Source organism: Streptomyces sp. NPDC048248 (assembly GCF_043201875.1).
Lineage (GTDB): Bacteria > Actinomycetota > Actinomycetes > Streptomycetales > Streptomycetaceae > Streptomyces.
In genome coordinates this window covers 65,800-88,588 of record NZ_JBICZL010000020.1, presented here as the reverse complement: position 1 = coordinate 88,588, position 22,789 = coordinate 65,800, and the positions used below count along the sequence as shown (strand labels likewise).

At 70.2% G+C, this 22,789-nt stretch carries 20 protein-coding genes and 1 tRNA gene; 18 read left to right on the top strand and 3 right to left on the bottom strand.

The genetic code is table 11. The annotated features are described in order from the left end of the window. Positions 1-147 precede the first annotated feature (147 nt). Positions 148-495 carry an SH3 domain-containing protein gene (locus ACGFZW_RS33065; RefSeq protein WP_393896986.1) on the bottom strand — a complete coding sequence of 116 codons (348 nt, stop codon included), beginning with the start codon at positions 493-495 and terminating at the stop codon, positions 148-150. A gap of 862 nt (positions 496-1,357) precedes the next feature. Between ACGFZW_RS33065 and ACGFZW_RS33060 the strand changes: the two genes are divergently transcribed. Then, positions 1,358-2,644 carry a cytochrome P450 gene (locus ACGFZW_RS33060; RefSeq protein ID WP_393896985.1) on the top strand — a complete coding sequence of 429 codons (1,287 nt, stop codon included), beginning with the start codon at positions 1,358-1,360 and terminating at the stop codon, positions 2,642-2,644. A 219-nt stretch (positions 2,645-2,863) separates the two neighbouring features. Continuing rightward, the gene (locus tag ACGFZW_RS33055) at positions 2,864-3,310 is read left to right on the top strand and encodes an enoyl-CoA hydratase/isomerase family protein (RefSeq protein ID WP_393896984.1); all 447 of its coding nucleotides are present in this window, start codon (positions 2,864-2,866) and stop codon (positions 3,308-3,310) included. 41 nt (positions 3,311-3,351) lie between these two features. Here ACGFZW_RS33055 and ACGFZW_RS33050 read toward each other — a convergent pair whose 3' ends face one another. Further along, the gene (locus tag ACGFZW_RS33050) at positions 3,352-3,720 is read right to left on the bottom strand and encodes a VOC family protein (RefSeq protein ID WP_393896983.1); all 369 of its coding nucleotides are present in this window, start codon (positions 3,718-3,720) and stop codon (positions 3,352-3,354) included. 248 nt (positions 3,721-3,968) lie between these two features. On the opposite strand from ACGFZW_RS33050, the gene ACGFZW_RS33045 reads away from it, so the two are divergent. Further along, positions 3,969-4,316, top strand: a complete 348-nt coding sequence (locus tag ACGFZW_RS33045) for a VOC family protein (protein ID WP_393896982.1) — start codon at positions 3,969-3,971, stop codon at positions 4,314-4,316. A gap of 206 nt (positions 4,317-4,522) precedes the next feature. Here ACGFZW_RS33045 and ACGFZW_RS33040 read toward each other — a convergent pair. Then, a tRNA-Arg gene (locus ACGFZW_RS33040) sits at positions 4,523-4,594 on the bottom strand. Between the two features lie 222 nt (positions 4,595-4,816). Here ACGFZW_RS33040 and ACGFZW_RS33035 point away from each other — a divergent pair. The 15 genes from ACGFZW_RS33035 to ACGFZW_RS32965 all read left to right on the top strand — a co-directional run bounded on the left by ACGFZW_RS33035 (position 4,817) and on the right by ACGFZW_RS32965 (position 22,750). Then, positions 4,817-5,308 (top strand): response regulator, encoded by a 492-nt coding sequence (locus ACGFZW_RS33035; protein WP_393896981.1) that lies wholly within the window; start codon positions 4,817-4,819, stop codon positions 5,306-5,308. A 287-nt stretch (positions 5,309-5,595) separates the two neighbouring features. Beyond that, entirely contained in the window at positions 5,596-6,756 is a 1,161-nt protein-coding gene (gene nrtL, locus ACGFZW_RS33030; protein WP_393896980.1) for an ArgS-related anticodon-binding protein NrtL, read from the top strand. A 24-nt stretch (positions 6,757-6,780) separates the two neighbouring features. Continuing rightward, positions 6,781-8,172, top strand: a complete 1,392-nt coding sequence (lysA, locus tag ACGFZW_RS33025; RefSeq protein ID WP_393896979.1) for a diaminopimelate decarboxylase — start codon at positions 6,781-6,783, stop codon at positions 8,170-8,172. A 139-nt stretch (positions 8,173-8,311) separates the two neighbouring features. Then, positions 8,312-9,604 carry a homoserine dehydrogenase gene (locus ACGFZW_RS33020; RefSeq protein ID WP_393896978.1) on the top strand — a complete coding sequence of 431 codons (1,293 nt, stop codon included), beginning with the start codon at positions 8,312-8,314 and terminating at the stop codon, positions 9,602-9,604. Between the two features lie 8 nt (positions 9,605-9,612). Further along, positions 9,613-10,698, top strand: coding sequence for a threonine synthase (thrC, locus tag ACGFZW_RS33015; protein WP_393896977.1), 1,086 nt, complete (start codon positions 9,613-9,615; stop codon positions 10,696-10,698). Positions 10,699-11,048: 350 nt separating this feature from the next. Beyond that, positions 11,049-11,966, top strand: coding sequence for a homoserine kinase (gene thrB, locus ACGFZW_RS33010; protein WP_393896976.1), 918 nt, complete (start codon positions 11,049-11,051; stop codon positions 11,964-11,966). Positions 11,967-12,327: 361 nt separating this feature from the next. Next, positions 12,328-14,418, top strand: a complete 2,091-nt coding sequence (gene rho / locus ACGFZW_RS33005; protein ID WP_393896975.1) for a transcription termination factor Rho — start codon at positions 12,328-12,330, stop codon at positions 14,416-14,418. A 387-nt stretch (positions 14,419-14,805) separates the two neighbouring features. Next, positions 14,806-15,930 carry an LCP family protein gene (locus ACGFZW_RS33000; protein WP_393896974.1) on the top strand — a complete coding sequence of 375 codons (1,125 nt, stop codon included), beginning with the start codon at positions 14,806-14,808 and terminating at the stop codon, positions 15,928-15,930. Positions 15,931-16,105: 175 nt separating this feature from the next. After that, complete coding sequence (rpmE, locus tag ACGFZW_RS32995) at positions 16,106-16,327, top strand: 50S ribosomal protein L31 (protein ID WP_129250172.1); 222 nt, start codon at positions 16,106-16,108, stop codon at positions 16,325-16,327. A gap of 168 nt (positions 16,328-16,495) precedes the next feature. Continuing rightward, entirely contained in the window at positions 16,496-17,575 is a 1,080-nt protein-coding gene (gene prfA / locus ACGFZW_RS32990; RefSeq protein WP_393896973.1) for a peptide chain release factor 1, read from the top strand. A 30-nt stretch (positions 17,576-17,605) separates the two neighbouring features. After that, positions 17,606-18,451, top strand: a complete 846-nt coding sequence (gene prmC, locus ACGFZW_RS32985; RefSeq protein ID WP_393896972.1) for a peptide chain release factor N(5)-glutamine methyltransferase — start codon at positions 17,606-17,608, stop codon at positions 18,449-18,451. A gap of 53 nt (positions 18,452-18,504) precedes the next feature. Beyond that, the gene (locus tag ACGFZW_RS32980; RefSeq protein ID WP_393896971.1) at positions 18,505-19,152 is read left to right on the top strand and encodes an L-threonylcarbamoyladenylate synthase; all 648 of its coding nucleotides are present in this window, start codon (positions 18,505-18,507) and stop codon (positions 19,150-19,152) included. Further along, entirely contained in the window at positions 19,149-19,826 is a 678-nt protein-coding gene (locus ACGFZW_RS32975) for a protein-tyrosine-phosphatase (RefSeq protein ID WP_393896970.1), read from the top strand. Before ACGFZW_RS32980 ends, ACGFZW_RS32975 begins: the two co-directional genes overlap by 4 nt. Positions 19,827-19,922: 96 nt before the next feature. Next, positions 19,923-21,311, top strand: a complete 1,389-nt coding sequence (gene glyA, locus ACGFZW_RS32970) for a serine hydroxymethyltransferase (protein ID WP_393896969.1) — start codon at positions 19,923-19,925, stop codon at positions 21,309-21,311. 98 nt (positions 21,312-21,409) lie between these two features. Further along, complete coding sequence (locus tag ACGFZW_RS32965; RefSeq protein ID WP_393896968.1) at positions 21,410-22,750, top strand: MraY family glycosyltransferase; 1,341 nt, start codon at positions 21,410-21,412, stop codon at positions 22,748-22,750. Positions 22,751-22,789 lie beyond the last annotated feature (39 nt).

The following is a 22,789-nucleotide window of genomic DNA, read 5'->3' as shown; positions in this document are numbered from 1 at the left end:
TCGCCCGGCTCCGGCGGCGTCGCGGGGCGGCGGTCCGCTCCGTGCCCGCCCGTGCGACCACGCCGCCGCGCACACGTATACCCGTATGCCCCGGACCACGCGCGGTGGCCGGGGCATACGGGCGTGGGTCACCCTCCGCCGCTCAGATCAGCACCAGCGGGGAGCCTTCCCGATGTTCACGATGTAGCGCGCGGAGGACCAGGCCCACGAACCGTCGCTGAGCTTGTACCAGCGCGGGTTTCCGTTGACGTTCTCGCCGTTCACCTTGCACACGATGTGCACGATCTTGCCGTACGGGTTGGAGCCGACCACCCTGTGGTGAGTGCTCGGACCCGAGCGGACCAGCAGGCCCGTCTTGGCGATGACGCGGCCCTTGTAAGGGGCGTGTCCGCCACCACTGTCTGCGGCGAGAGCCGGGCCGGCCGCGACGGCAGTGGTCAGGGCGCCCGTCAGGACGCAGAGGGTGAGCTTGCCGGACTTCGACTTCGGGAACATGTGCTTCCTCCTGCGAAGGGAGAATCCCTGTGGAATGAGAGTGGGGGCGCCGGGTGTCGAAGGACGGACGGTGAGGGAGGTGCGCTTGCCTGAGCGCGATATCAACGCCCCAGCCCGGCTGCGAGTACGGCTCTGTGACGCTTTGTTGTGCTTTGCCTGGCTCGCTGACCTCACGCTAAGGAGGCTGCGGAGGGTCTGCAACTCGTCACTTTCCGCAATGCCGGGCGGCGATGGGGAAGGGGCGAGCGGGAGGGGATCCCCTTGCCGGCGGGGGCGGCGCACCCGCTCGCCCCGCGGTCGTGAAATTGCGGCCGCCCGCGCGGAACTGCCGCGGGGTCCGTAGACGAGATATATGCGAGAGACATTCGCCACCCACGACCCCGAGGGGGCGGCAGCGCCTGCGGACCGAGGGCCGCGGCCGTCGGTCACGAGGTCGAGGCGGCCGGTGCGGTGCAACTGCACCTCCGCGACGGCGCGGTGGGGCGCAGGGCCGCGAGGGGTGTGCGGGAGGGGGTACGGGGGGAGTTCCGGGCGGTACGCAGCCCGGGGGCCGGGTCGTAGGGCGTTGTCGGGGCAACCTCAGGGTCTTCCCGGGGGCGGTCCAGGGTTGTTCTGCGAACGAGGTCAATGGCAGTTTGTAAACTCGGTCCGAACAAAAAGAAGAAGGCCGAGCTCGTCACGCAGAAGCGGGCGACCGAACACCGGTCGATGGCATGGACCTGGGCCATGACCGCCGCGAGCGAGGGGCTATGGCGTATGTCACATCCGTGCACGCCGAGTGGAGGTCCCGTGCTGCTCTCGGCCCGCTGGGGCCGCCGAGCGCGGGGGACCGTCCCCCTCGACGAAAGGCAGTATTAGCGTCATGACGACTCTCCGTTCCCGGATCATCGCCTGGGCCGGCCGTTTGTATCTGGCGAGAACACAGAAGAAAGGCTTCGACCTGTCTCGAATGTCTTTCTTGCCCGAGTCTGTCCTGATGCCACTGCGGCGCGAGGGACTCGACCCTGTGGACGACCTGGCGACCGTCCGGGAGAAGGAGCCCATCAGCCGGCTTCCCGTGCCCATAGCCGCCAACGTCTGGCTGGTCACCGGCTACGACGAGGTCAAGGCGGTCCTCGGGAAGGCCAACGCCTTCAGCTCCGATTTCACCAATCTCGTCGGCAAGGCGGGGGCCGGGGCGGAGCAGAATCCCGGCGGCCTCGGATTCGCCGACCCGCCGGTGCATACCCGCCTGCGCCGCCTGCTCACCCCGGAATTCACCATGCGCCGGCTCGGCCGGCTGACGCCGCGTATTCATGAGATCGTCGAGGAGCGCCTCGACGCGATGGAAGAGGCCGGAAAAAACGGCGATCCGGTGGACATTGTCCACTCCTTTGCGCTGCCCATTCCTTCTTTGGTTATTTGTGAACTGCTCGGCGTGCCGTATGAGGACCGGGCGGATTTCGAGCGGCTCAGCGCCGCACGTTTCGACCTTTTCAGCGGGGCCAACGCATCCTTCGGCGCCATATCGGAATCCCTTTCCTATTTCCGGGACATCGTCAAGAAGCAGCGCGAAAACCCCGGTGACGGCCTGCTCGGCATGATCGTCAAGGAACACGGCGACTCGGTCAGCGACGAGGAGCTGGCCGGTCTGGCCGACGGTGTGCTGACCGGCGGCTTCGAGACCACGGCCAGCATGCTGGCCCTCGGCACCCTGGTCCTCCTTCAGGACCCGAAGCACTTCGCGGCCATGAACGACGGCGACGAGGTCGTCGACCGCTACGTCGAGGAGCTGCTGCGCTACCTCACCGTCGTGCAGGTCGCGTTTCCGCGCTTCGCGCGCGAGGACCTGGAGATCGGGGGCGTGCACATCGCCACCGGGGATGTGGTGCTGTGCTCTCTGAGCGGCGCGGACCGGGACGGCAAACTGGGGCCGGAGATGGAGCAGTTCGACCCCTCGCGCAATGTCCCCTCGCACCTGGCGTTCGGCTACGGAATACATCGCTGCGTCGGCGCGGAGCTGGCCCGTATGGAACTGCGGGCCGCCTATCCGGCACTTGTGCGAAGGTTCCCCAATATGCGGCTGGTCGTCGAACCGGAGGAGCTGGAATTCCGAAAGCTCTCGATCGTCTACGGAATCGATTCGCTGCCGGTCCGCCTCGACGGCTGACCGCCCCCAGCCCTCCGGACCTCGACCGGGTACCTGGCCACACGGCCGCGTGCCCGGTCTTCGTCTGTCGGGCGGAAGGCGACGGCTTCCGGGAGGCCAGGGCGGTGCGACGGTCACCTGCGCACCCCAACGACGTGGCCGCCAAAGCAATCCGACCGGCAACCCGCGAGCGCCCACGCCGGCCAACGGCAGCGCGGAACCCGCTGACCGGGGAGCGTGATGGGCGCCGAGATCCACGGCGTCGCCGCCGGCGCCGGCTGCCAACTCGCCCTGGCATGCGACCTGCGCTTCATCGCGGACTCGGCCCGCCTCGGGATGCCGATCGCACGCCTGGGGACCATGGCCAGCCCGTCCTTCGCGGCACGCATGGTCGCCCTGGCAGGGCCGTCGACGACCCGTCAACTCCTCTACACCGGACGGCTGTTGAACGGACCCGCCACCGTGAAGGCGGGGCTGGCCGACTGGCACCTGCCCGGCGCCGTGCTGACCACGTTCACCAGACGCACCGTCGGCCGCATCGCCGAACAGCCGCCGGCCGCGGTGGGCGCCGTGAAGAGCGCCGTGTCTGCGACCCTCGCACCGATGCGGGACGCCACCCGGCACAACGACCGGCCGGCGGTCTCCCTGGACGACTTCCGTCTCGGCATCGCGACCTTCCTGGGCTGATCCCGGGCGGGGGAGTACGCCTCCTCAGGTCGCCGACAGGACTACCGGTCTTCGGGCGGCTGGTGCAGCCCGAAGGCGGAGCCTTGGTCGTCGCGACACAGCTTGAATCGGCCGAACCGGGCGAGCGACTCCTCGTCCTCCTCTCCCTCCTCGCCGAGGTCTTCGACGGTGCCGCCCAGCTCGGTCACCCTGGCGACTGCGGCGTCCATGTCGTCGACCCGGAAGAAGAGGTAGGGCGAGGCACCGTTGTCGCCACCGTGCATGCCGCCCGGCAGACCGTCGGTGGTGATCGCGAACCCGCCGCCCGTCGGCCCAGGTTCGAACGTCCAGTCGAACAGGGCCCCGTAGAAGGCGCGACCTCGCTCGGGATCGGCCACGCCCAGTTCGAAGAAGGTCGGTTTGCTCACCATGACCATGCCTCGTGCAGGTAGGAGGTGGGCGACGCATGCACCGGCGCCGGACAGGAAACGCCGCCGTCGGGTGGCTGGACCAGCCCCCACCACACCCATCGTCCCCCCGGGAGAGCACTCTCGCACCGGCTCGCATGACAGGCCGCGCGCGACCACGGACTCCGCGATGAGTTGTACGCGCGCAAGGAGTCCTATAGGCGTGGTCGTAGAGGCACCTGGAGTGCGTTCCCGGCGAAAGGATGGGCGTCATGGGCTTCACACAGGTTCTCGCGGTCGCCCCGGTACGCGACATCGAGTCCGCGGTTGCTTGGTACGAGCAGCTCCTGGGCCGCCCAGCCGACACGAGGCCGATGCCAGGGCTCGCCGACTGGCACATCGCACAGTCGGGCTGGGTCCAGGTCTTCCAGTCGCCCGAGCATGCCGGCGCGACCCTGCTCAACCTCGTCGTGGACGACCTGGACGAGACGCTGACGGACCTGGCCACCCGCGGCATCACGCCCGGCGAGATCCAGCCGGGCGGCCAGAACGTACGGTTCGCCGCCGTCCACGACCCCGACGGCAACCGCATCACACTCATCGAGAACCCGGTTTCGTAGCACCGGGCCTCGCCACGGCCAGTACGCAAGGTGGGCGGATCCCCCGGAGCGGAACCCGCCCATCCAGAAATGCGAGCGACACCCGGGACCACGAGACGCGGGGCGAGCCCCAACGACAAAGAGCCGGACCCAGTAGCACTGGGTCCGGCTCTCAAAGTCTGGCACTACAGCAGGCCAGCGGGTGATTCACGCTGTTCCGACTGGAGTGCCCCCGGCAGGATTCGAACCTGCGCACACGGCTCCGGAGGCCGTTGCTCTATCCCCTGAGCTACGGGGGCGTTGCGCCGTGTTGTGCGGCGACGGGTAGAACCCTACCAGCTCTGACGGGGTGTCCATGAACAGGGTTTTGAGGGGAAAGCGGGAGTGGGTGAGGAGGGCGCGGGGGTGGCCGTAGCGCATGTGGGGAGCGGGTCGGCGTGGGTCGGGGAAAGGTCCCTCGCATGGGGGCGGAAGTGGGCAAAACCGGGACGCAGCCACAGGTGCGCCCCTAGTCTCATGGTGTGCCTGGCTTGTCCGGTCGGATCCTTGTTGTCGATGACAACAAGGTGATCCGGCAGTTGATCAGGGTCAATCTCGAGCTGGAGGGCTTCGAGGTCGTGACCGCGGCTGATGGTGCCGAATGTCTGGATGTCGTGCACCACGTGAGACCTGATGTGGTGACCCTTGATGTCGTGATGCCGCGGCTCAACGGTCTGCACACCGCGGCGCGGTTGCGCTCCGACCCGCGGACGTGGGACATCCCGATCGCCATCGTCAGTGCCTGCACCCCGGTCGAGGTGGACGGCGGCGAGTCCGTGGGGGTGGATGCCTTCCTCGCGAAGCCCTTCGAGCCGAGTGAGCTCGTGCGGACGGTGCGGACCCTTGTCTCCGAGGGGCGCCGCCGGGATCTCGGCTCCGAGGGCAGGGCCCCTGAGGTGACCGTGGACGCGACGGAGAGCGGGATGGTCGACGCCGGCGGCGATTCGGAGCCTGCGAAGCAGCCCGGGGGGTGAGGGACGGGAGCGTCCTCCGGATGTTCTCGTGGGGGATTCGGGCTGTCCGGGGAGTCCGGGGTGTCGGATTGCCCTCGCCCTTGGTGTGGCCCGGGGCTGTCGCGGCGTCTCCGTCGGCTCGTGGTGTGGCCGAGTGGAGGGCGGGGTGACCGGGGCGCGGACCTGAGCGCGTCGGCGCGTTGGGTGCGTTCCCGGTGGTCCGGGCCGTGGGTGTGGCGATGGGGCCGGATGTCCACAGGGCGAAACCGGGTCGCGTGAGTGCCCCCCTTCTCCCATACGCTTGTCTCGTGACCCCCGCTGAGCTCTCCCGTACCGTCCTGCGCTCCGTGCGTGGCGCGGTGGACGAGCAGGAGCTCTCCGTGCCCGTGCCGGCACGGATCGTTGTGCAGCCGCCGCCGCGGCCCGGGTGTGGGGACTACGCCTCGAACGTCGCGTTGCAGCTCGCCAAGCCGGCGGGAAAGCCGGCGCGTGAGGTCGCCGAGATTCTGCGGAGGCGGCTGGTCGGGAGCACCGGGATCGCCCGTGTGGAGGTCGCCGGGCCGGGCTTTTTGAACTTCACCCTGGGTGGCGGGGCGCAGGCCGCGCTCGTCCGGGAAGTGCTTGCGCAGGGTGCGGCGTACGGGGACCGCGGTGCGGGTGCGGTGCCCGGGGAGACCCATCAGCACCACGACAGCCCTGAGCCCCACGATGCCTATGGGCCCCGAGAGTCCCACGAGCCCCGGGAGCCTGGTGTGCTCTCGGCCGGCGGGCCGGTCGGCGCCGGAGCTCGCGGGCTTGTTGTGGCACAGGCGGTCGAGCGGATTGCGGCTGCTGCCGGAGTGCGTCTGCCCGCCGGGCAAGGAGTGCGTGAGGGGACGGCCGTCGACGGTCGCGGTGCCGCGGGCGAGGACGAGTTCGCCGGGCTGGTCGCGCGGCTGGGAGCCGATGAGGTGCGCTGGGCTCTGCTGCGGCCCGCGGCGCACGACCCGGTGCGGATGCCCGAGCGGCCGGTGCAGCGGGAGGAGAACCCGCGGTTCCGGGTGCAGTACGCGTACGCCAGAACGCGTGCGCTGCTGTGCAATGCGGGGGACCTGGGCTTCGGGAGCGAGCCGGGGGACGTGCTGGAGCCCGCCTCACCCACGTCGGCAGCCACAGCCCCCCACCCGCCCGCGGCGCCGTCCTCCGTGACCCCCGCCGCCGCCACCCAGGCCCTGCACACCCTCCTCGCCACCTATCCCTCCGTCGTCGAGGCCGCTGCGCGGTATCGGGCGCCGGATCGGATCGTGCGGCATCTGGAGGGGACGGCGGATGCCTTCTTCCGGTGGCATGACGCGTGTCCGCCGCTGCCGGTCGGGGAGCAGAAACCCTCGGCCGTTCACCGCGCCCGTCTGGCCCTTGCCGAGGCCACCGGGACGGTGCTCGCCAACGGCCTGCGTCTGCTCGGCATCTCCGCGCCCGAACACCTCTGAACCCTTGAGGGGATCTTCACCGTCATGAGCCGTTCCGCCCACCCCGCAGGGCCCCGTCACGCCGATGTGCTGCCCGAGGGCCACTACGCCGGTCCGCCCTCCGACCTCAACACTCTCGACCCGCGTGTGTGGTCCCGCACCGTCCGGCGCAACACCGACGGCGCGGTGACCGTCGGCGGGCTCGACGTCGCCGCGCTCGCCGAGGAGTTCGGCACGCCGGCCTACTTCCTCGACGAGGACGACTTCCGGGCGCGCTGCCGTGACTGGAAGGACGCCTTCGGGCCGGGTGCCGACGTCTTCTACGCGGGCAAGGCGTTCCTCTCCCGTGCCGTCGTGCGGTGGCTAAACGAGGAAGGGCTGAATCTCGACGTCTGCTCCGGTGGTGAGCTGGCCACCGCGCTCGCGGCGGGGATGCCGGCCGAGCGGATCGCGCTGCACGGCAACAACAAGAGCACCGCGGAGATCACCCGGGCCGTCGAGGCCGGGGTCGGGCGGATCGTGCTGGACTCCTTCCAGGAGATCGTGCGGGTGGCGCACATCGCCGACCGGCTGGGCAAGCGCCAGCGGGTGCAGATCCGGGTCACGGTCGGTGTCGAGGCGCACACGCACGAGTTCATCGCGACCGCCCACGAGGACCAGAAGTTCGGTATCGCGCTGGCCGACGGGCAGGCCGCGGAGGCCGTGCGGCGGGTGCTGAAGCTGGACGGCCTGGAGCTCATCGGCATCCACTCGCACATCGGCTCGCAGATCTTCGACATGGCGGGCTTCGAGGTGTCGGCCCGCCGCGTCGTGCAGCTGCTGACCGAGGTACGCGACGAGCACGGCGTCGAGCTGCCGGAGATCGACCTCGGTGGCGGCCTCGGCATCGCCTACACCTCGGACGACGACCCGCGTGAGCCGCACGAGATCGCGAAGGCGCTCGGCCACATCGTCCGCAAGGAGTGCGAGTCCGCCGGACTGGCCGTCCCGCGCCTTTCGGTCGAGCCGGGGCGTGCGATCGTCGGCCCGACGGCCTTCACGCTGTACGAGGTGGGGACGGTCAAGGAGCTGGAGGGGCTGCGGACGTACGTGTCCGTGGACGGCGGGATGTCGGACAACATCCGCACGGCCTTGTACGACGCGGAATACAGCGTCACGCTGGCCTCCCGTACCTCCGACGCCGAGCCGATGCTCTCGCGCGTGGTCGGCAAGCACTGCGAGAGCGGCGACATCGTCGTGCGCGACGCGTTCCTGCCGGCCGATGTGGCGCCGGGGGACCTGCTCGCGGTGCCGGCCACGGGGGCGTACTGCAGGTCCATGGCGAACAACTACAACCACGCGCTGCGGCCGCCGGTCGTGGCGGTCAAGGACGGTGCTGCCAGGGTGATCGTCCGCCGCGAGACGGAGGAAGATCTCCTGCGGTTGGATGTCGGCTAGGGCCGGATCCACGGGGCACGGCCCCGGATGAAATAAATGTCTCGGCATCTGGACGACGGACGGAAATGGCCTTCCGGTGCGTGAGACTGGTGCATTAGCAAGCATGAAAACCGCTGGATCGATGAAAAGCAGAGGTCGAATGATGCGTACGCGTCCGCTGAAGGTGGCGCTGCTGGGCTGTGGTGTTGTCGGCTCAGAGGTGGCGCGCATCATGACGACGCACGCCGATGACCTCGCCGCACGCATCGGTGCGCCGGTGGAGCTGGCCGGCATCGCCGTCCGCCGCCCCGACAAGGTGCGCGACGGCGTCCCGGCCGAGCTGGTCACCACCGACGCGACGGCCCTCGTCAAACGCGGCGACATCGACGTCGTCGTCGAGGTCATCGGCGGCATCGAGCCGGCGCGCGGGCTGATCACCACCGCCTTCGAACACGGCGCCAGCGTGGTGTCCGCCAACAAGGCCCTGGTGGCCGCGGACGGTGCCGCGCTGCACGCCGCGGCCCAGCAGCACGACGCGGACCTCTACTACGAGGCCGCGGTCGCCGGGGCGATCCCGCTGGTGCGTCCGCTGCGCGAGTCGCTGGCCGGTGACAAGGTCAACCGCGTCCTCGGCATCGTGAACGGCACCACCAACTTCATCCTCGACAAGATGGACGGGAGCGGCGCCGGCTACAGCGAGGCGCTGGACGAGGCCACCGCGCTCGGATACGCCGAGGCCGACCCGACCGCCGACGTCGAGGGATTCGACGCCGCCGCGAAGGCCGCGATCCTGGCCGGTATCGCCTTCCACACCCGTGTGCGCCTCGACGACGTGCACCGCGAGGGCATCACCGAGGTCACCGCCGCCGACATCGCGTCCGCCAAGCGGATGGGCTGCACGGTCAAGCTGCTCGCGATCTGCGAGCGGGCCGCGGACGGCGCGTCCGTCACCGCCCGCGTGCACCCCGCGATGATCCCGCTCAGCCACCCGCTGGCGTCGGTGCGCGAGGCATACAACGCGGTCTTCATCGAGTCCGACGCCGCGGGCCAGCTGATGTTCTACGGACCGGGCGCGGGCGGCTCGCCGACCGCCTCCGCCGTCCTCGGCGACCTCGTCGCCGTCTGCCGCAACAAGATCGCCGGCGCCACCGGGCCGGGCGAGTCCGCGTACACGCGGCTGCCGGTCAGCCCCATGGGCGAGGTCGTCACGCGGTATCACATCAGTCTCGACGTGGCCGACAAGCCCGGCGTTCTCGCGCAGGTGGCCACGGTCTTCGCCGAACACGGCGTATCGATCGATACGGTCCGTCAGCAGGGCAAGGACGGCGAGGCATCCCTCGTCGTCGTCACCCACCGAGCGGCCGACGCTGCCCTGTCGTCGACCGTCGGGGCACTGCGCGAGCTGGACACCGTCCGCGGTGTCGCCAGCATCATGCGGGTCGAAGGGGAGTAAAGGAACCCATGTCTGCCAATTCCACTGTGACCACGGCGAGCAGTCAGTGGCGCGGAATCATCGAGGAATACCGTGACCGGCTGCCGGTCAGCGACACGACCGAGGCGGTCACCCTCCGGGAGGGCGGCACGCCCCTCGTACCGGCCCAGGTGCTCTCCGAGCGCACCGGCTGCGAGGTGCACCTCAAGGTCGAGGGTGCCAACCCCACCGGGTCCTTCAAGGACCGCGGGATGACGATGGCCATCACCCGCGCGAAGGAGGAGGGCGCCAAGGCGGTGATCTGCGCCTCCACCGGCAACACCTCCGCCTCGGCCGCCGCCTACGCGGTACGCGCCGGCATGGTCTGCGCCGTGCTCGTCCCGCAGGGCAAGATCGCGCTCGGCAAGATGGGCCAGGCGCTGGTCCACGGCGCGAAGATCCTGCAGATCGACGGCAATTTCGACGACTGCCTGACGCTCGCCCGTGGCCTTTCCGAGAAGTACCCGGTCGCACTTGTGAACTCGGTTAACCCGGTACGCATCGAGGGCCAGAAGACCGCCGCCTTCGAAATCGTCGACATGCTGCGCGACGCGCCCGACATCCACGTGCTGCCGGTCGGCAACGCCGGCAACATCACGGCGTACTGGCGGGGCTACAAGGAGTACGCCGCCGACGGCATCTCCTCGCGCACCCCGCGCATGTGGGGCTTCCAGGCGTCCGGCAGCGCGCCGATCGTGCGCGGCGAGGTCGTCAAGGACCCGCACACCATCGCCACCGCGATCCGCATCGGCAACCCCGCCTCCTGGTCGTTCGCCGAGCAGGCGCGGGACGAGTCCGGCGGCTTCATCGATGACGTGACTGACCGTCAAATCCTTGCGGCGTACCGCCTGCTGGCCGCCCAGGAGGGTGTCTTCGTGGAGCCCGCTTCGGCCGCTTCGGTCGCCGGTCTGCTCAAGGCCGCCGAGGAGGGCAAGGTCGACCCGGGCCAGCGCATCGTCTGCACGGTCACCGGCAACGGCCTCAAGGACCCGGACTGGGCGGTGGCCGGAGCGCCACAGCCGGTCACGGTGCCGATCGACGCCGACGCCGCCGCCGAGCGTCTCGGCCTCGCGTAACACGCGCGGTCCGGCGCGCCCGGTGCGCCGCGACGGAAACGGGGTGCGGGACGGTCGCCGTCCCGTCACCCCCCGTGCGGCGCAGTGAGCAAAGCCAGCAAAGACTGCAAAGGCTGCAAAGACGGCCTCGGGGCATGGGATGGCGCGCGACACGCATCGTGCGCCTCCTGTGCGCCCTATGTCGCCACAGAACCTTCCTTCGATAGGCTGGCAGCCAACTCCCCTCCCCACGGCATAACGCAGTGGTGTGCAGGGCAGGTCAGAACAGACCCCATGAGCCGGCCGGGCACCTCGGTGCCGCGGTGCTCCGGGGCAGTACCGCAGCATCAATCAAGGAGAGTCATCGAGCGATGGCCGGTCCCGCGTTCCGCGCCGCCGCCGTCCGGGTGCGCACCCCCGCTACCAGCGCCAACCTCGGTCCCGGCTTTGATGCCCTGGGTCTTTCCCTGGGCCTGTACGACGATGTCGTGGTGCGCGTCGCCGACTCCGGTCTGCACGTCGACATCGCAGGTGAGGGGGCCGAGACCCTCCCGCGCGACGAGAGCCACCTGCTCGTGCGCTCCCTGCGCACCGCCTTCGAGCTGCTCGGCGGACAGCCGCGCGGCCTGGAGATCGTCTGCGCCAACCGGATCCCGCACGGCCGCGGCCTGGGGTCCTCATCGGCCGCCATCTGCGCCGGCATCGTCGCCGCCCGCGCCGTGACGATAGGCGGCGAGCAGAAGCTCGACGACGCCGCGCTGCTGGAGCTGGCCACCGAGATCGAGGGCCACCCCGACAACGTCGCCGCCTGCCTGATGGGCGGATTCACCCTCGCCTGGATGGACACCGGCACCGCCCGCGCCATCCGGATGGATCCCGCTGATTCCATCGTTCCGGTGGTCTTCGTGCCCGGGAAGCCGGTGCTGACCGAGACCGCCCGTGGACTGCTGCCGCGCACCGTCCCGCATGTGGACGCCGCGGCCAACGCCGGTCGCGCGGCATTGCTCGTCGAGGCCCTGGCCAGGCGCCCCGAGCTGCTGCTCGCCGCGACCGAGGACCGACTTCACCAGGAGTACCGCGCCCCCGCGATGCCGGAGAGCGTGAGCCTGGTGAACCGACTGCGCTCGGACGGCGTCCCCGCAGTCATCTCCGGTGCGGGCCCGACGGTGCTCGCGCTGGTCGAGGAAGCAGCGGCCGACAAGGTCGCGGCACTGGCGGGAGAGGGGTGGGCGGCCAATCGACTGACCCTCGACGCGGCAGGTACCTGCGTACTGCCGCTCGCCGGGTGATCGACGATTGCCGGTCTTCGAGAGGGGGAATGTTTGTTGGATCCGGTAGTGTTAACCTCAAGTCAGTACTCGACGCCTGAGTGGCGCGGTGCTTCGTGTCCCCCATCGGGACCACTTTCTTCCGGGAGCCTCCCAAACTGCTTGGAGCAATGGCCTGAGCAGAAGTGAGCACGCTCCGGAATCGGCGTGACGACATGAGTCACTCTGCATCTCTTCACGCCGGAACCAGCACTGATCTTTCCGCCGTATCCGGCGGGACCACCGCCCCGGCCCCGGTCCGTCAGACCAAGGACCACAGCCGGACAGCACAACCGGTCGCCGAGCCAGACAGGCCGACGCCCGCTCCAGGGAAGGACCCTTCGTGAGCGACACCACCGATCTGATGGGCGTGCGCACCGATGGCAGTGCCACCGCGCCCGCCACGGACGCTCCCGCCGCGCCTGCCACCGGTGCTGCCACAGCCCCTGCCTCGCGGCGACGCCGTTCGGGCACCGGCCTTGACGGCATGGTCCTGGCAGAGCTCCAGCAGGTTGCCTCCGGCCTCGGCATCAAGGGCACCGCGCGGATGCGCAAGAGCCAGCTGATCGAGGTCATCAAGGAGAAGCAGGCCGGGGGCTCCGGCTCCGCGGCCAAGGCCGACGCGCCCGCTGACTCCGAGACCAAGCCGAAGCGCCGCACCACCTCCAAGGCCCGCACCGGCGACGACACCGCCGAGCGGCCCGCTGCCAAGGCCACCAAGGCCGACAAGGCCGCCGAGAAGTCCGGCGACCAGCAGCAGATCGACATCCCGGGCCAGCCGGTCAGCGACGAGCAGCCGGCCGGCGAGCGCCGTCGGCGCCGGGCCACCGCCGCCGCGGGCAGCCCCGACGCCGCCTCCGGTGACGTCGCGACCGAGGCCAAGGCCGACGCCGGCGCCGTCAAGACGGAGGCCAAGACCGACACCGCGGCCCCCGGGCAGGACACCGCCGACGGCCGTCCGCACAAGGGCGGCGACCGCCAGGACCGCGGCGACCGCCAGGAGCGGGGCCAGAAGGGCGACCGCGGGGACCGCCAGGAGCGCGGTGACCGCGGCGACCGTCAGGAGCGCGGCCAGCGTGGCCAGCGCGACCGCGGCGACCGCCGTAAGAACGACGCCGGTGACGGCGGCCAGGGCCAGGGCGGCAACCGCCAGCGCGACAACCGCCGTGCCGAGGACGACGACGACTTCGAGGGCGGCCGCCGCGGCCGCCGCGGCCGCTACCGCGACCGCCGCGGCCGCCGTGGGGGACGCGAGGACTTCGGCAACGAGCCGCAGGTCTCCGAGGACGATGTCCTGATCCCCGTCGCGGGCATCCTCGACATCCTCGACAACTACGCGTTCATCCGTACCTCCGGCTACCTGCCCGGCCCGAACGACGTGTACGTCTCCCTCGCCCAGGTCCGCAAGAACGGCCTGCGCAAGGGTGACCACGTCACCGGTGCGGTCCGTCAGCCCAAGGACGGCGAGCGGCGCGAGAAGTTCAACGCGCTGGTGCGTCTCGACACCGTCAACAGCGTTGCCCCCGAACAGGGCCGCAACCGGGCCGAGTTCGGCAAGCTGACGCCCCTTTACCCGCAGGAGCGACTGCGCCTGGAGGGTGAGTCGGGCGGCCTGACGACCCGCATCATCGACCTGGTCGCGCCCATCGGCAAGGGCCAGCGTGGTCTGATCGTGGCCCCGCCGAAGACCGGCAAGACCATGATCATGCAGGCGGTCGCCAACGCGATCACCCGCAACAACCCCGAGTGCCACCTGATGGTCGTCCTCGTCGACGAGCGGCCCGAAGAGGTCACCGACATGCAGCGGTCGGTCAAGGGCGAGGTCATCTCCTCGACCTTCGACCGTCCGGCCGAGGACCACACCACCGTCGCCGAGCTGGCCATCGAGCGCGCCAAGCGTCTCGTCGAGCTGGGTCACGACGTGGTCGTCCTGCTGGACTCCATCACCCGTCTGGGCCGCGCGTACAACCTCGCGGCGCCCGCCTCCGGCCGCATCCTGTCCGGTGGTGTCGACTCGACCGCGCTGTACCCGCCGAAGCGCTTCTTCGGTGCCGCGCGCAACATCGAGGACGGCGGTTCGCTGACCATCCTGGCCACCGCGCTGGTCGACACCGGCTCGCGGATGGACGAGGTGATCTTCGAGGAGTTCAAGGGCACCGGCAACCTGGAGCTCAAGCTCGACCGCAAGCTCGCCGACAAGCGCATCTTCCCCGCGGTGGACGTCGACGCGTCCGGTACCCGTAAGGAAGAGATCCTTATGGGCAGCGACGAGCTCTCCGTCGTCTGGAAGCTGCGCCGGGTGCTGCACGCACTGGACCAGCAGCAGGCCATCGAGCTGCTGCTGGACAAGATGAAGCAGACGAAGTCCAACGCGGAGTTCCTGCTCCAGATCCAGAAGACGACGCCGGGCATGGGCGGCAACGGCAACGACTGACGCCCCTGGTGACGCACACGGAGCCCTCCTCACCCTCGCGGTGAGGAGGGCTCCGTGCTGTGTGCACGACCGTTCACCGGGTGGCCCGCGGGGTGTGACCTGTGCCGCCCATACCGCATGCACGGCCTTTCGCGGCTGAGACCTTCGGCACAGATCGGGGTGCCATCCACCGGTTCGGGCCGCGCCGCGGAAATCGGCGAAATCCCTGGTGAGGAGGATGTGAGTCCGCTTCTGCGTCGGGGCGTCGACGGTCCCGCGCCGCGAAAACCCACCCAGGTCCCTGTGCAACGCTTCCCGTCTACCTCCCGTCTGGACAAGCAACAACCCGTGATGCACGGAGCACGGTGATGGCGAGGGGCAGTCGAGAGAACGAGGACTGAGGAGCAGATGGCGGACAGCAACGGGACCGCGAAGACGGCCGAGAGCCGGGCCCGCGGCATACGTGCCACGGGCCGCCGGCGCAAGGGGCCGACCCGACGCCGCCGAGTGCTGACGATCACGCTGTGTGCGCTGGTCAGCGTCGCACTGCTCGGCGGAGCCGGCCTCGGATACGTCTACTTCAAACTCAACGGCAACCTGAAGGGCGTCGACATCAACGCCGCCCTCGGCAAGGACCGGCCGGACAACGTCGACAACGGTTCGATGGACATCCTCGTCATGGGATCCGACTCCCGGGCGGGCAAGAACGGGCAGTACGGCAAGGACGAGGGCGGCGCACGCTCCGACACGGCCATGATCCTGCACGTCTACAAGGGCCACAAGAAGGCCAGCGTCGTCAGCGTCCCGCGCGACACCATGATCAAGCGGCCCGACTGCGTCAAGGACGGCAAGGACGTCCCCGGCGCGCAGCGGGCCATGTTCAACACCGCCTACGAGGTCGGTGGCCCGGCGTGTGCCGTCAAGACCGTCGAGTCGATGAGCGGGATCCGCATGGACCACTTCGTCGAGGTCGACTTCACCGGCTTCAAGAAGCTCATCAACGCGCTGGGCGGGGTGGGCATCACCACCACCAAGGCGATCAACGACGACAACAGCCACCTGCACCTGCGGCCCGGCAAGCACACCCTCAACGGTGAGGACGCCCTGGGCCTGGTCCGGACCCGGCACGGAGTCCCCGGGGGCGACGGCAGCGACCTCGGCCGCATCCAGCTCCAGCAGGCCTTCATCAAGGCGCTGATGAAGCAGGTCAAGGAGGTCGGGGTGCTCAGCAACCCCACCAAGCTGTACGACGTCGCCGACACGGCCACGAAGGCGGTCACCACCGACACCGAGCTCAACTCCGTCAGCGAGCTGAGCGGGCTGGCCAAGGGCCTGTCCGGGATCGGGTCGGAGAACATCGACATGGTGACGCTGCCGGTCACCTACGACACCGCCGACCCCGACCGGGTGCTGCCGCTGACCAAGCAGAGCAAGCAGGTCTGGGACGCGCTGCGGCACGACAAGTCCATCCCGAAGTCCGCGATCAAGGACTCGGCCGGTGACAAGGGCGGCACGGACGCCTACGTGAAGTAGCCGAACGCGCCGGTCCGGGGCCCGCACGGGCCGCGGACCGGCGCGGGGGAATAGTTGCGCGTGTACCCCGGTTTTGGGAGATACGGCGAGTCCTGGCAGACTGGACCGTCGGCCCCGGTTCACGTGACGCAACCCGCGACACGACCCGGAGCACTCCCGAACCTAGGAGAACCCCTTGAAGCGCGACATCCACCCGGAGTACGTCGAGACCCAGGTCAGCTGCACCTGCGGCGCGTCGTTCACCACCCGTAGCACCGTTGGCGGCGGCAGCATCCGCGCCGACATCTGCTCCGAGTGCCACCCGTTCTACACGGGCAAGCAGAAGATCATGGACACGGGCGGCCGCGTGGCCCGCTTCGAGGCCCGCTTCGGCAAGGGCGCAGCCGCCAAGAAGTAGCGACCCGCAAGGCGCCGGTCTCCGGTCGCCCCTGCTCAGGGGTGACCGGACCGGCGTTTTGTCGTCCAGGCCCCCTGCCCTCCGGGCGGGGGTCCGGGGGTTCGCGGCATCGCCGCGCATCTGACCTCCCCCGGGAAGACACAGTCAGCCAGCAGAGGGAACCCCACGATGTTCGAGGCGGTCGAGGAACTGATCGGCGAGCACGCCGATCTCGAGAAGCGGCTGGCCGACCCCGCGGTCCACGCCGACCAGCGCGAGGCCAAGCGGCTGAACAAGCGCTACTTCGAGTTGACCCCGATCATCGCGACCTACCGTTCCTGGAAGCAGACCGGCGACGACATGGAGACCGCGCGCGAACTCGCCGCGGACGACCCGGACTTCGCCGATGAGGTCAAGGAGCTCGACGCCCGGCGCGACGAGCTGACCGAGAAGCTGCGGCTGCTGCTGGTCCCCCGCGACCCCAGCGACGACAAGGACGTCATCCTCGAGGTCAAGGCCGGCGAGGGCGGCGAGGAGTCCGCGCTGTTCGCCGGCGACCTGCTGCGGATGTATCTGCGCTACGCCGAGCGGGCCGGCTGGAAGACGGAGATCCTGGAGGCCAACGAGTCCGACCTCGGCGGCTACAAGGACGTCCAGGTCGCCGTGAAGACCAAGGGCGGCAACGGCGCCACCGAGCCCGGCCAGGGTGTCTGGGCGCGGCTGAAGTACGAGGGCGGGGTGCACCGCGTGCAGCGGGTGCCCGCGACCGAGTCGCAGGGCCGCATCCACACCTCCGCGGCCGGCGTGCTCGTCACGCCGGAGGCCGAGGAGGTCGAGGTCGAGATCGGCCCCAACGACCTGCGCATCGACGTCTACCGCTCCTCGGGTCCCGGCGGCCAGTCCGTCAACACCACCGACTCCGCGGTACGCATCACCCACCTGCCCACCGGCATCGTCGTCTCCTGCCAGAACGAGAAGAGCCAGCTCCAGAACAAGGAGCAGGCCATGCGTATCCTGCGCTCGCGGCTGCTGGCCGCGGCGCAGGAAGAGGCGGAGAAGGAGGCGTCGGACGCCCGGCGCAGCCAGGTCCGAACGGTCGACCGCTCGGAGCGCATCCGTACGTACAACTTCCCCGAAAACCGCATCTCGGACCACCGGGTCGGTTTCAAGGCGTACAACTTGGACCAGGTGCTCGACGGGGAGCTCGACCCGGTCATCCAGGCATGCGTGGACGCCGACTCGGCCGCCAAGCTCGCCGCCGCCCAGTAAGACGCTGTACGTACCGGCTGGAGGAAGCCCGTGAATCTGCTGCTCGCCGAGGTGGCCCAGGCCACCCAGCGGCTGGCCGACGCCGGCGTGCCCTCACCGCGTTTCGACGCCGAGGAGCTCGCCGCGCATGTGCACGGCGTCAAGCGGAGCCAGCTGCACGCCGTCCCCGACACGGACTTCGACGCCCGTTACTGGGAAGCGATCGCCCGTCGCGAGGCCCGCGAACCACTCCAGCACATCACCGGCCGCGCCTTCTTCCGCTACCTCGAACTCCACGTCGGGCCAGGGGTGTTCGTCCCCCGGCCGGAGACCGAGTCGGTGGTCGGCTGGGCGATAGACGCGGTGCGCGCCATGGACGTCGTCGAGCCGTTGATCGTCGACCTGTGCACCGGCTCCGGGGCCATCGCCCTCGCGCTCGCACAGGAGGTCCCGCGCTCGCGGGTGCACGCCGTGGAGCTGTCCGAGGAAGCTTTGCAGTACGCCCGCAAGAACGTCGAGGGGTCCCGCGTCGTTCTTCACCAGGGTGACGCGCTGACCGCGCTTCCCGAACTGGACGGGCAGGTCGACCTGGTCGTCTCCAACCCGCCGTACATCCCGCTGACGGAGTGGGAGTACGTCGCACCCGAGGCACGCGATCACGACCCGGAGCTCGCGCTGTTCTCGGGCGAGGACGGCCTGGACACCATCCGTGGCATCGAGCGGACGGCCCACCGCCTGCTGCGGCCCGGCGGCATCGTCGTCATCGAGCACGCCGACACCCAGGGCGGCCAGGTGCCGTGGATCTTCACCGAGGAACGGGGCTGGGCCGACGCGGCCGACCACCCCGACCTCAACAACCGGCCCCGTTTCGCCACCGCGCGCCGGGCGACGCCATGACGCGTACCGCCACGACGCCTGAAGTATCCGTTCCGCACGAGGAGGTCCGTTAAATGGCACGGCGATACGACTGCAGCGACGCGACCGACCGCGCGACCGGTCTGCGCGAGGCCGCGTCGGCCGTACGCCGCGGCGAGCTGGTCGTGCTGCCGACCGACACCGTCTACGGCATCGGCGCGGACGCCTTCAGCGCCGAGGCCGTGGGCGACCTGCTGGAGGCCAAGGGCCGCGGCCGGGGGATGCCGTCCCCGGTCCTGGTCGGATCCCCGAACACCCTGCACGGCCTGGTCACCGACTTCTCCGAGCAGGCATGGGAGCTGGTCGACGCCTTCTGGCCCGGCGCGCTGACCCTCGTCACCAACCACCAGCCGTCGCTGACCTGGGACCTGGGCGAGACCCGCGGCACGGTCGCGGTGCGGATGCCGCTGCACCCCGTGGCGATCGAGCTGCTCACCGAGTTCGGCCCGATGGCCGTCTCCAGCGCCAACCTCACCGGCCACCCCTCCCCGCAGGACTGCGACGCAGCCCAGGAGATGCTCGGCGACTCGGTCTCCGTCTACCTCGACGGCGGTCCGACGCCCGCCGCCGTACCGTCCTCGATCGTCGACGTCACCGGTGCGGTTCCGGTGCTGCTGCGCGAGGGCGCGATCAGCGCGGACGAGCTGCGCAAGGTCGTACCCGAGCTCGAGGTGGCCAATTGATGGCGCCCCTGGGGCGTGGCATAGCGGGACAGGGCGACGAGACCTTCCTTCCCCCTGCACCGCCGTTTCGGATCCTCCACGTCAGCACCGGCAACGTCTGCCGCTCGCCGATCACCGAGCGGCTGCACCGCCATGCCCTGGAGCTGCGGCTCGGCGAGTCCCGCAGTGGCGGACTGCTGGTGGAGAGCGCCGGTACCTGGGGCCATGAAGGCGCCCCGATGGAGGCCCACGCCGCCACGGTGCTCGCCGACTACGGCGCGGACCCGGCCGGCTTCATCGGCCGCGAACTGCTCGACGAGCACGTCATCCGCGCCGACCTGGTGCTCACCGCGACCCGCGACCACCGCGCACAGGTCATCTCGATGGGCCACTCCGCGGGGCTGCGTACCTTCACGCTCAAGGAATTCAACCGGCTGGTGCGGGCCATAGACCCCGCCACGCTGCCCGAGCCCGACCTGGCGCTGCCGGGCGGCGGGCTGGTGGAGCGCGCCCGTGCGCTGGTCGGTGCCGCCGCCGCGCTGCGCGGCTGGCTGCTGGCGCCCAATCCGGAGTCCGACGAGGTCTACGACCCCTACGGCGCCCCCATCACCTTCTTCCGCTCCATCGGCGACGAGATCAACCAGGCGCTCGACCCGGTCGTCACGGCCCTCACCGGGGTCCCCGCGCGCGCCTGAGACGGGGACACCGCCCGACCGCTCCACACACCGCGCCCGATCGCCCCGCCGCGCCTACATTGGGACTACGTCCCCGTACGAGGCCCGGAGCACGCCATGCCCGCCACCACCGCGTCACCCCGCAGCCAGAACCAGGCCGGCCGTGTGCAGGCCGCCGAGCCTCCCGCCGGCGCCGGTGCGTCCGAGACGATCGAGGACCGGGCGCGGGCCGCGGCCCGTGAGGGCACCGTCCCGGCCGGCGCTCCCGACTTCGCCTCCCTGCTGCGCCAGGACCCGGAGATTGCCGGTGTCCTGCTCGGGGAGGGCGCCCGGCAGGGTGACGGGCTGCAGCTGATCGCCGCGGAGAACTTCACCTCGCCCGCCGTGCTCGCGGCCCTCGGCTCCCCGCTGGCCAACAAGTACGCCGAGGGGTATCCGGGCGCGCGGCACCACGGCGGCTGTGAACTCGTCGACCTCGCCGAGCGGATCGCCGTCGAACGCGCCAAGGCCCTGTTCGGCGCCGAACACGCCAACGTCCAGGCCCACTCGGGGTCTTCGGCCGTACTGGCCGCCTACGCCGCCCTGCTGCGCCCCGGAGACACCGTCCTGGCCATGTCCCTCCCGCACGGCGGCCACCTCACGCACGGCTCACCGGCCAATTTCTCGGGCCGCTGGTTCGACTTCGTCGGATACGGCCTGGACGAGGAGACCGGTCTCCTGGACTACGACGCGATCCGCGCCCTGGCCAGGGAACGCCGGCCCAAGGCGATCGTCTGCGGCTCGATCTCCTATCCCCGGCACATGGACTACGCCGCGTTCCGCGATATCGCCGACGAGACCGGCGCCTACCTGATCGCGGATGTGGCGCACCCGATCGGGCTGGTCGCCGGGGGAGCGGCGCCCAGCCCCGTCCCGTACGCGCATGTGGTCTGCGCCACCACCCACAAGGTGCTGCGTGGGCCCCGTGGCGGGATGATCCTCTGCGGTTCCCGGCTGGCGGAGCGCATCGACCGGGCGGTGTTCCCCTTCACCCAGGGGGGCGCCCAGATGAACGCGGTGGCCGCCAAGGCCGTCGCCTTCGGGGAGGCCGCCACGCCCGCGTTCGGCGAGTACGCCCATCAGGTGACCGCCAATGCCCGCGTCCTCGCTGAAGAGCTGGCCGGCCAGGGACTGACGATCACCACCGGCGGCACCGACACACACCTGATCACCGCCGACACCGCACCGCTGGGGCTGGACGCGCGCACGGCCAGGGGCCGGCTGGCCGCCGCCGGGATCGTGCTGGACACCTGCGCGCTGCCGTGCCCCGACGCCCCGCTCGACCCCGCCGCCCGCAGGACGGGCATCCGGCTGGGCACGGCGGCGGTGACGACGCAGGGGATGGGCGCGCCCGAGATGCGGCGGATCGCCGCGCTGATCGGCGCGGCGCTGCGCGAAGAGGGACCGGGCCGCTCGGAGGCCGTCGCTTTGGTCCATGGATTCCCCCCTTATCCCGATCAGGGATGAGGCCGGAACCATCCGCTGACGGCGTGCGTCTCTTCCTGTATTCACGGCCAGGGGGCTGACACGCATAGGGTGTGTGGCTGTGATGGCCAGCTATACCAATGGGGCAGCCCGTGCGTGAATACCTGCTGACGCTGTGCGTCACGGCCGCGGTGACCTACCTGCTGACCGGCCCGGTGCGGAAGTTCGCGATCGCGGCCGGGGCGATGCCGGAGATCCGTGCGCGTGACGTACACCGCGAGCCGACACCGCGGCTCGGCGGTATCGCGATGTTCGGCGGGCTGTGCGCGGGGCTGCTGGTCGCCTCGCATCTGACGAACCTCAAGAGCGTCTTCGAGAACTCCAACGAGCCACGGGCGCTGCTCTCCGGCGCCGCGCTGATCTGGATTCTCGGCGTACTGGACGACAAGTGGGGCGTGGACGCGCTGGTCAAGCTCGGCGGCCAGATGATCGCCGCGGGTGTGATGGTCCTCCAGGGCCTGACGATCCTGTGGATCCCGATCCCCGGCGTCGGCACGGTCTCGCTCACCCCCATGCAGGGCACGCTGCTGACCGTCGCGCTGGTCGTGATCACGATCAACGCGGTCAACTTCGTCGACGGCCTGGACGGCCTGGCGTCCGGCATGGTGTGCATCGCCGCCGCGGCCTTCTTCATGTACGCGTACCGGATGTGGTTCGGCTACGGCATCGAGGCGGCCGCGCCCGCAACACTGTTCTCGGTCGTTCTGATGGGCATGTGCCTGGGCTTCCTGCCGCACAACATGCATCCCGCGCGGATCTTCATGGGCGACTCGGGCTCGATGCTGATCGGTCTGGTGATGGCCGCGGGTGCCGTCTCGGTCACCGGCCAGGTGGACCCGGACCTGCTCAACCTGAAGGCGGGCGGTCTGCGTGAGGCGACTCACGCGATGGTGCCGGTCTACATCCCGCTGCTGCTGCCGCTGACCGTCATCGCGGTGCCGGTCGCCGACCTCATCCTGGCGATCGTGCGCCGGACCTGGAAGGGCCAGTCGCCGTTCGCGGCCGACCGCGGCCATCTCCACCACCGGCTGCTGGAGATCGGCCACTCGCACAGCCGTGCCGTGCTGATCATGTACTTCTGGTCGGCACTGATCGCCTTCGGCGCGGTCGCCTATTCGGTGAACAACGCCAGCATGTGGATCGTCCTGGGCATCGTGCTGCTGAGCGCGGTCGGTCTGGTGCTGCTCTTGCTGCCGCGGTTCACGCCGCGGGCGCCGCGCTGGGCGGAGCGGATGGTTCCGCCGCGCTACCGCAGGGTCGTCGGCGGGCCGGCGGCGGAGGTGCCCACGGAGACCGACGCGGAGGCCGCGCAGGAGGCCGAGGAGGAGCGCGAACGGGTCCCGGCGGGCATCCACGGCGCCACCGCGATCGGCGACCGGTCACGCTTCGTGGACCGGCGCCGGGCGGACAGTCACCGCTGATCTGCCGCTCCGGCCGCGTCAACGGGCGTCGGAAACCGG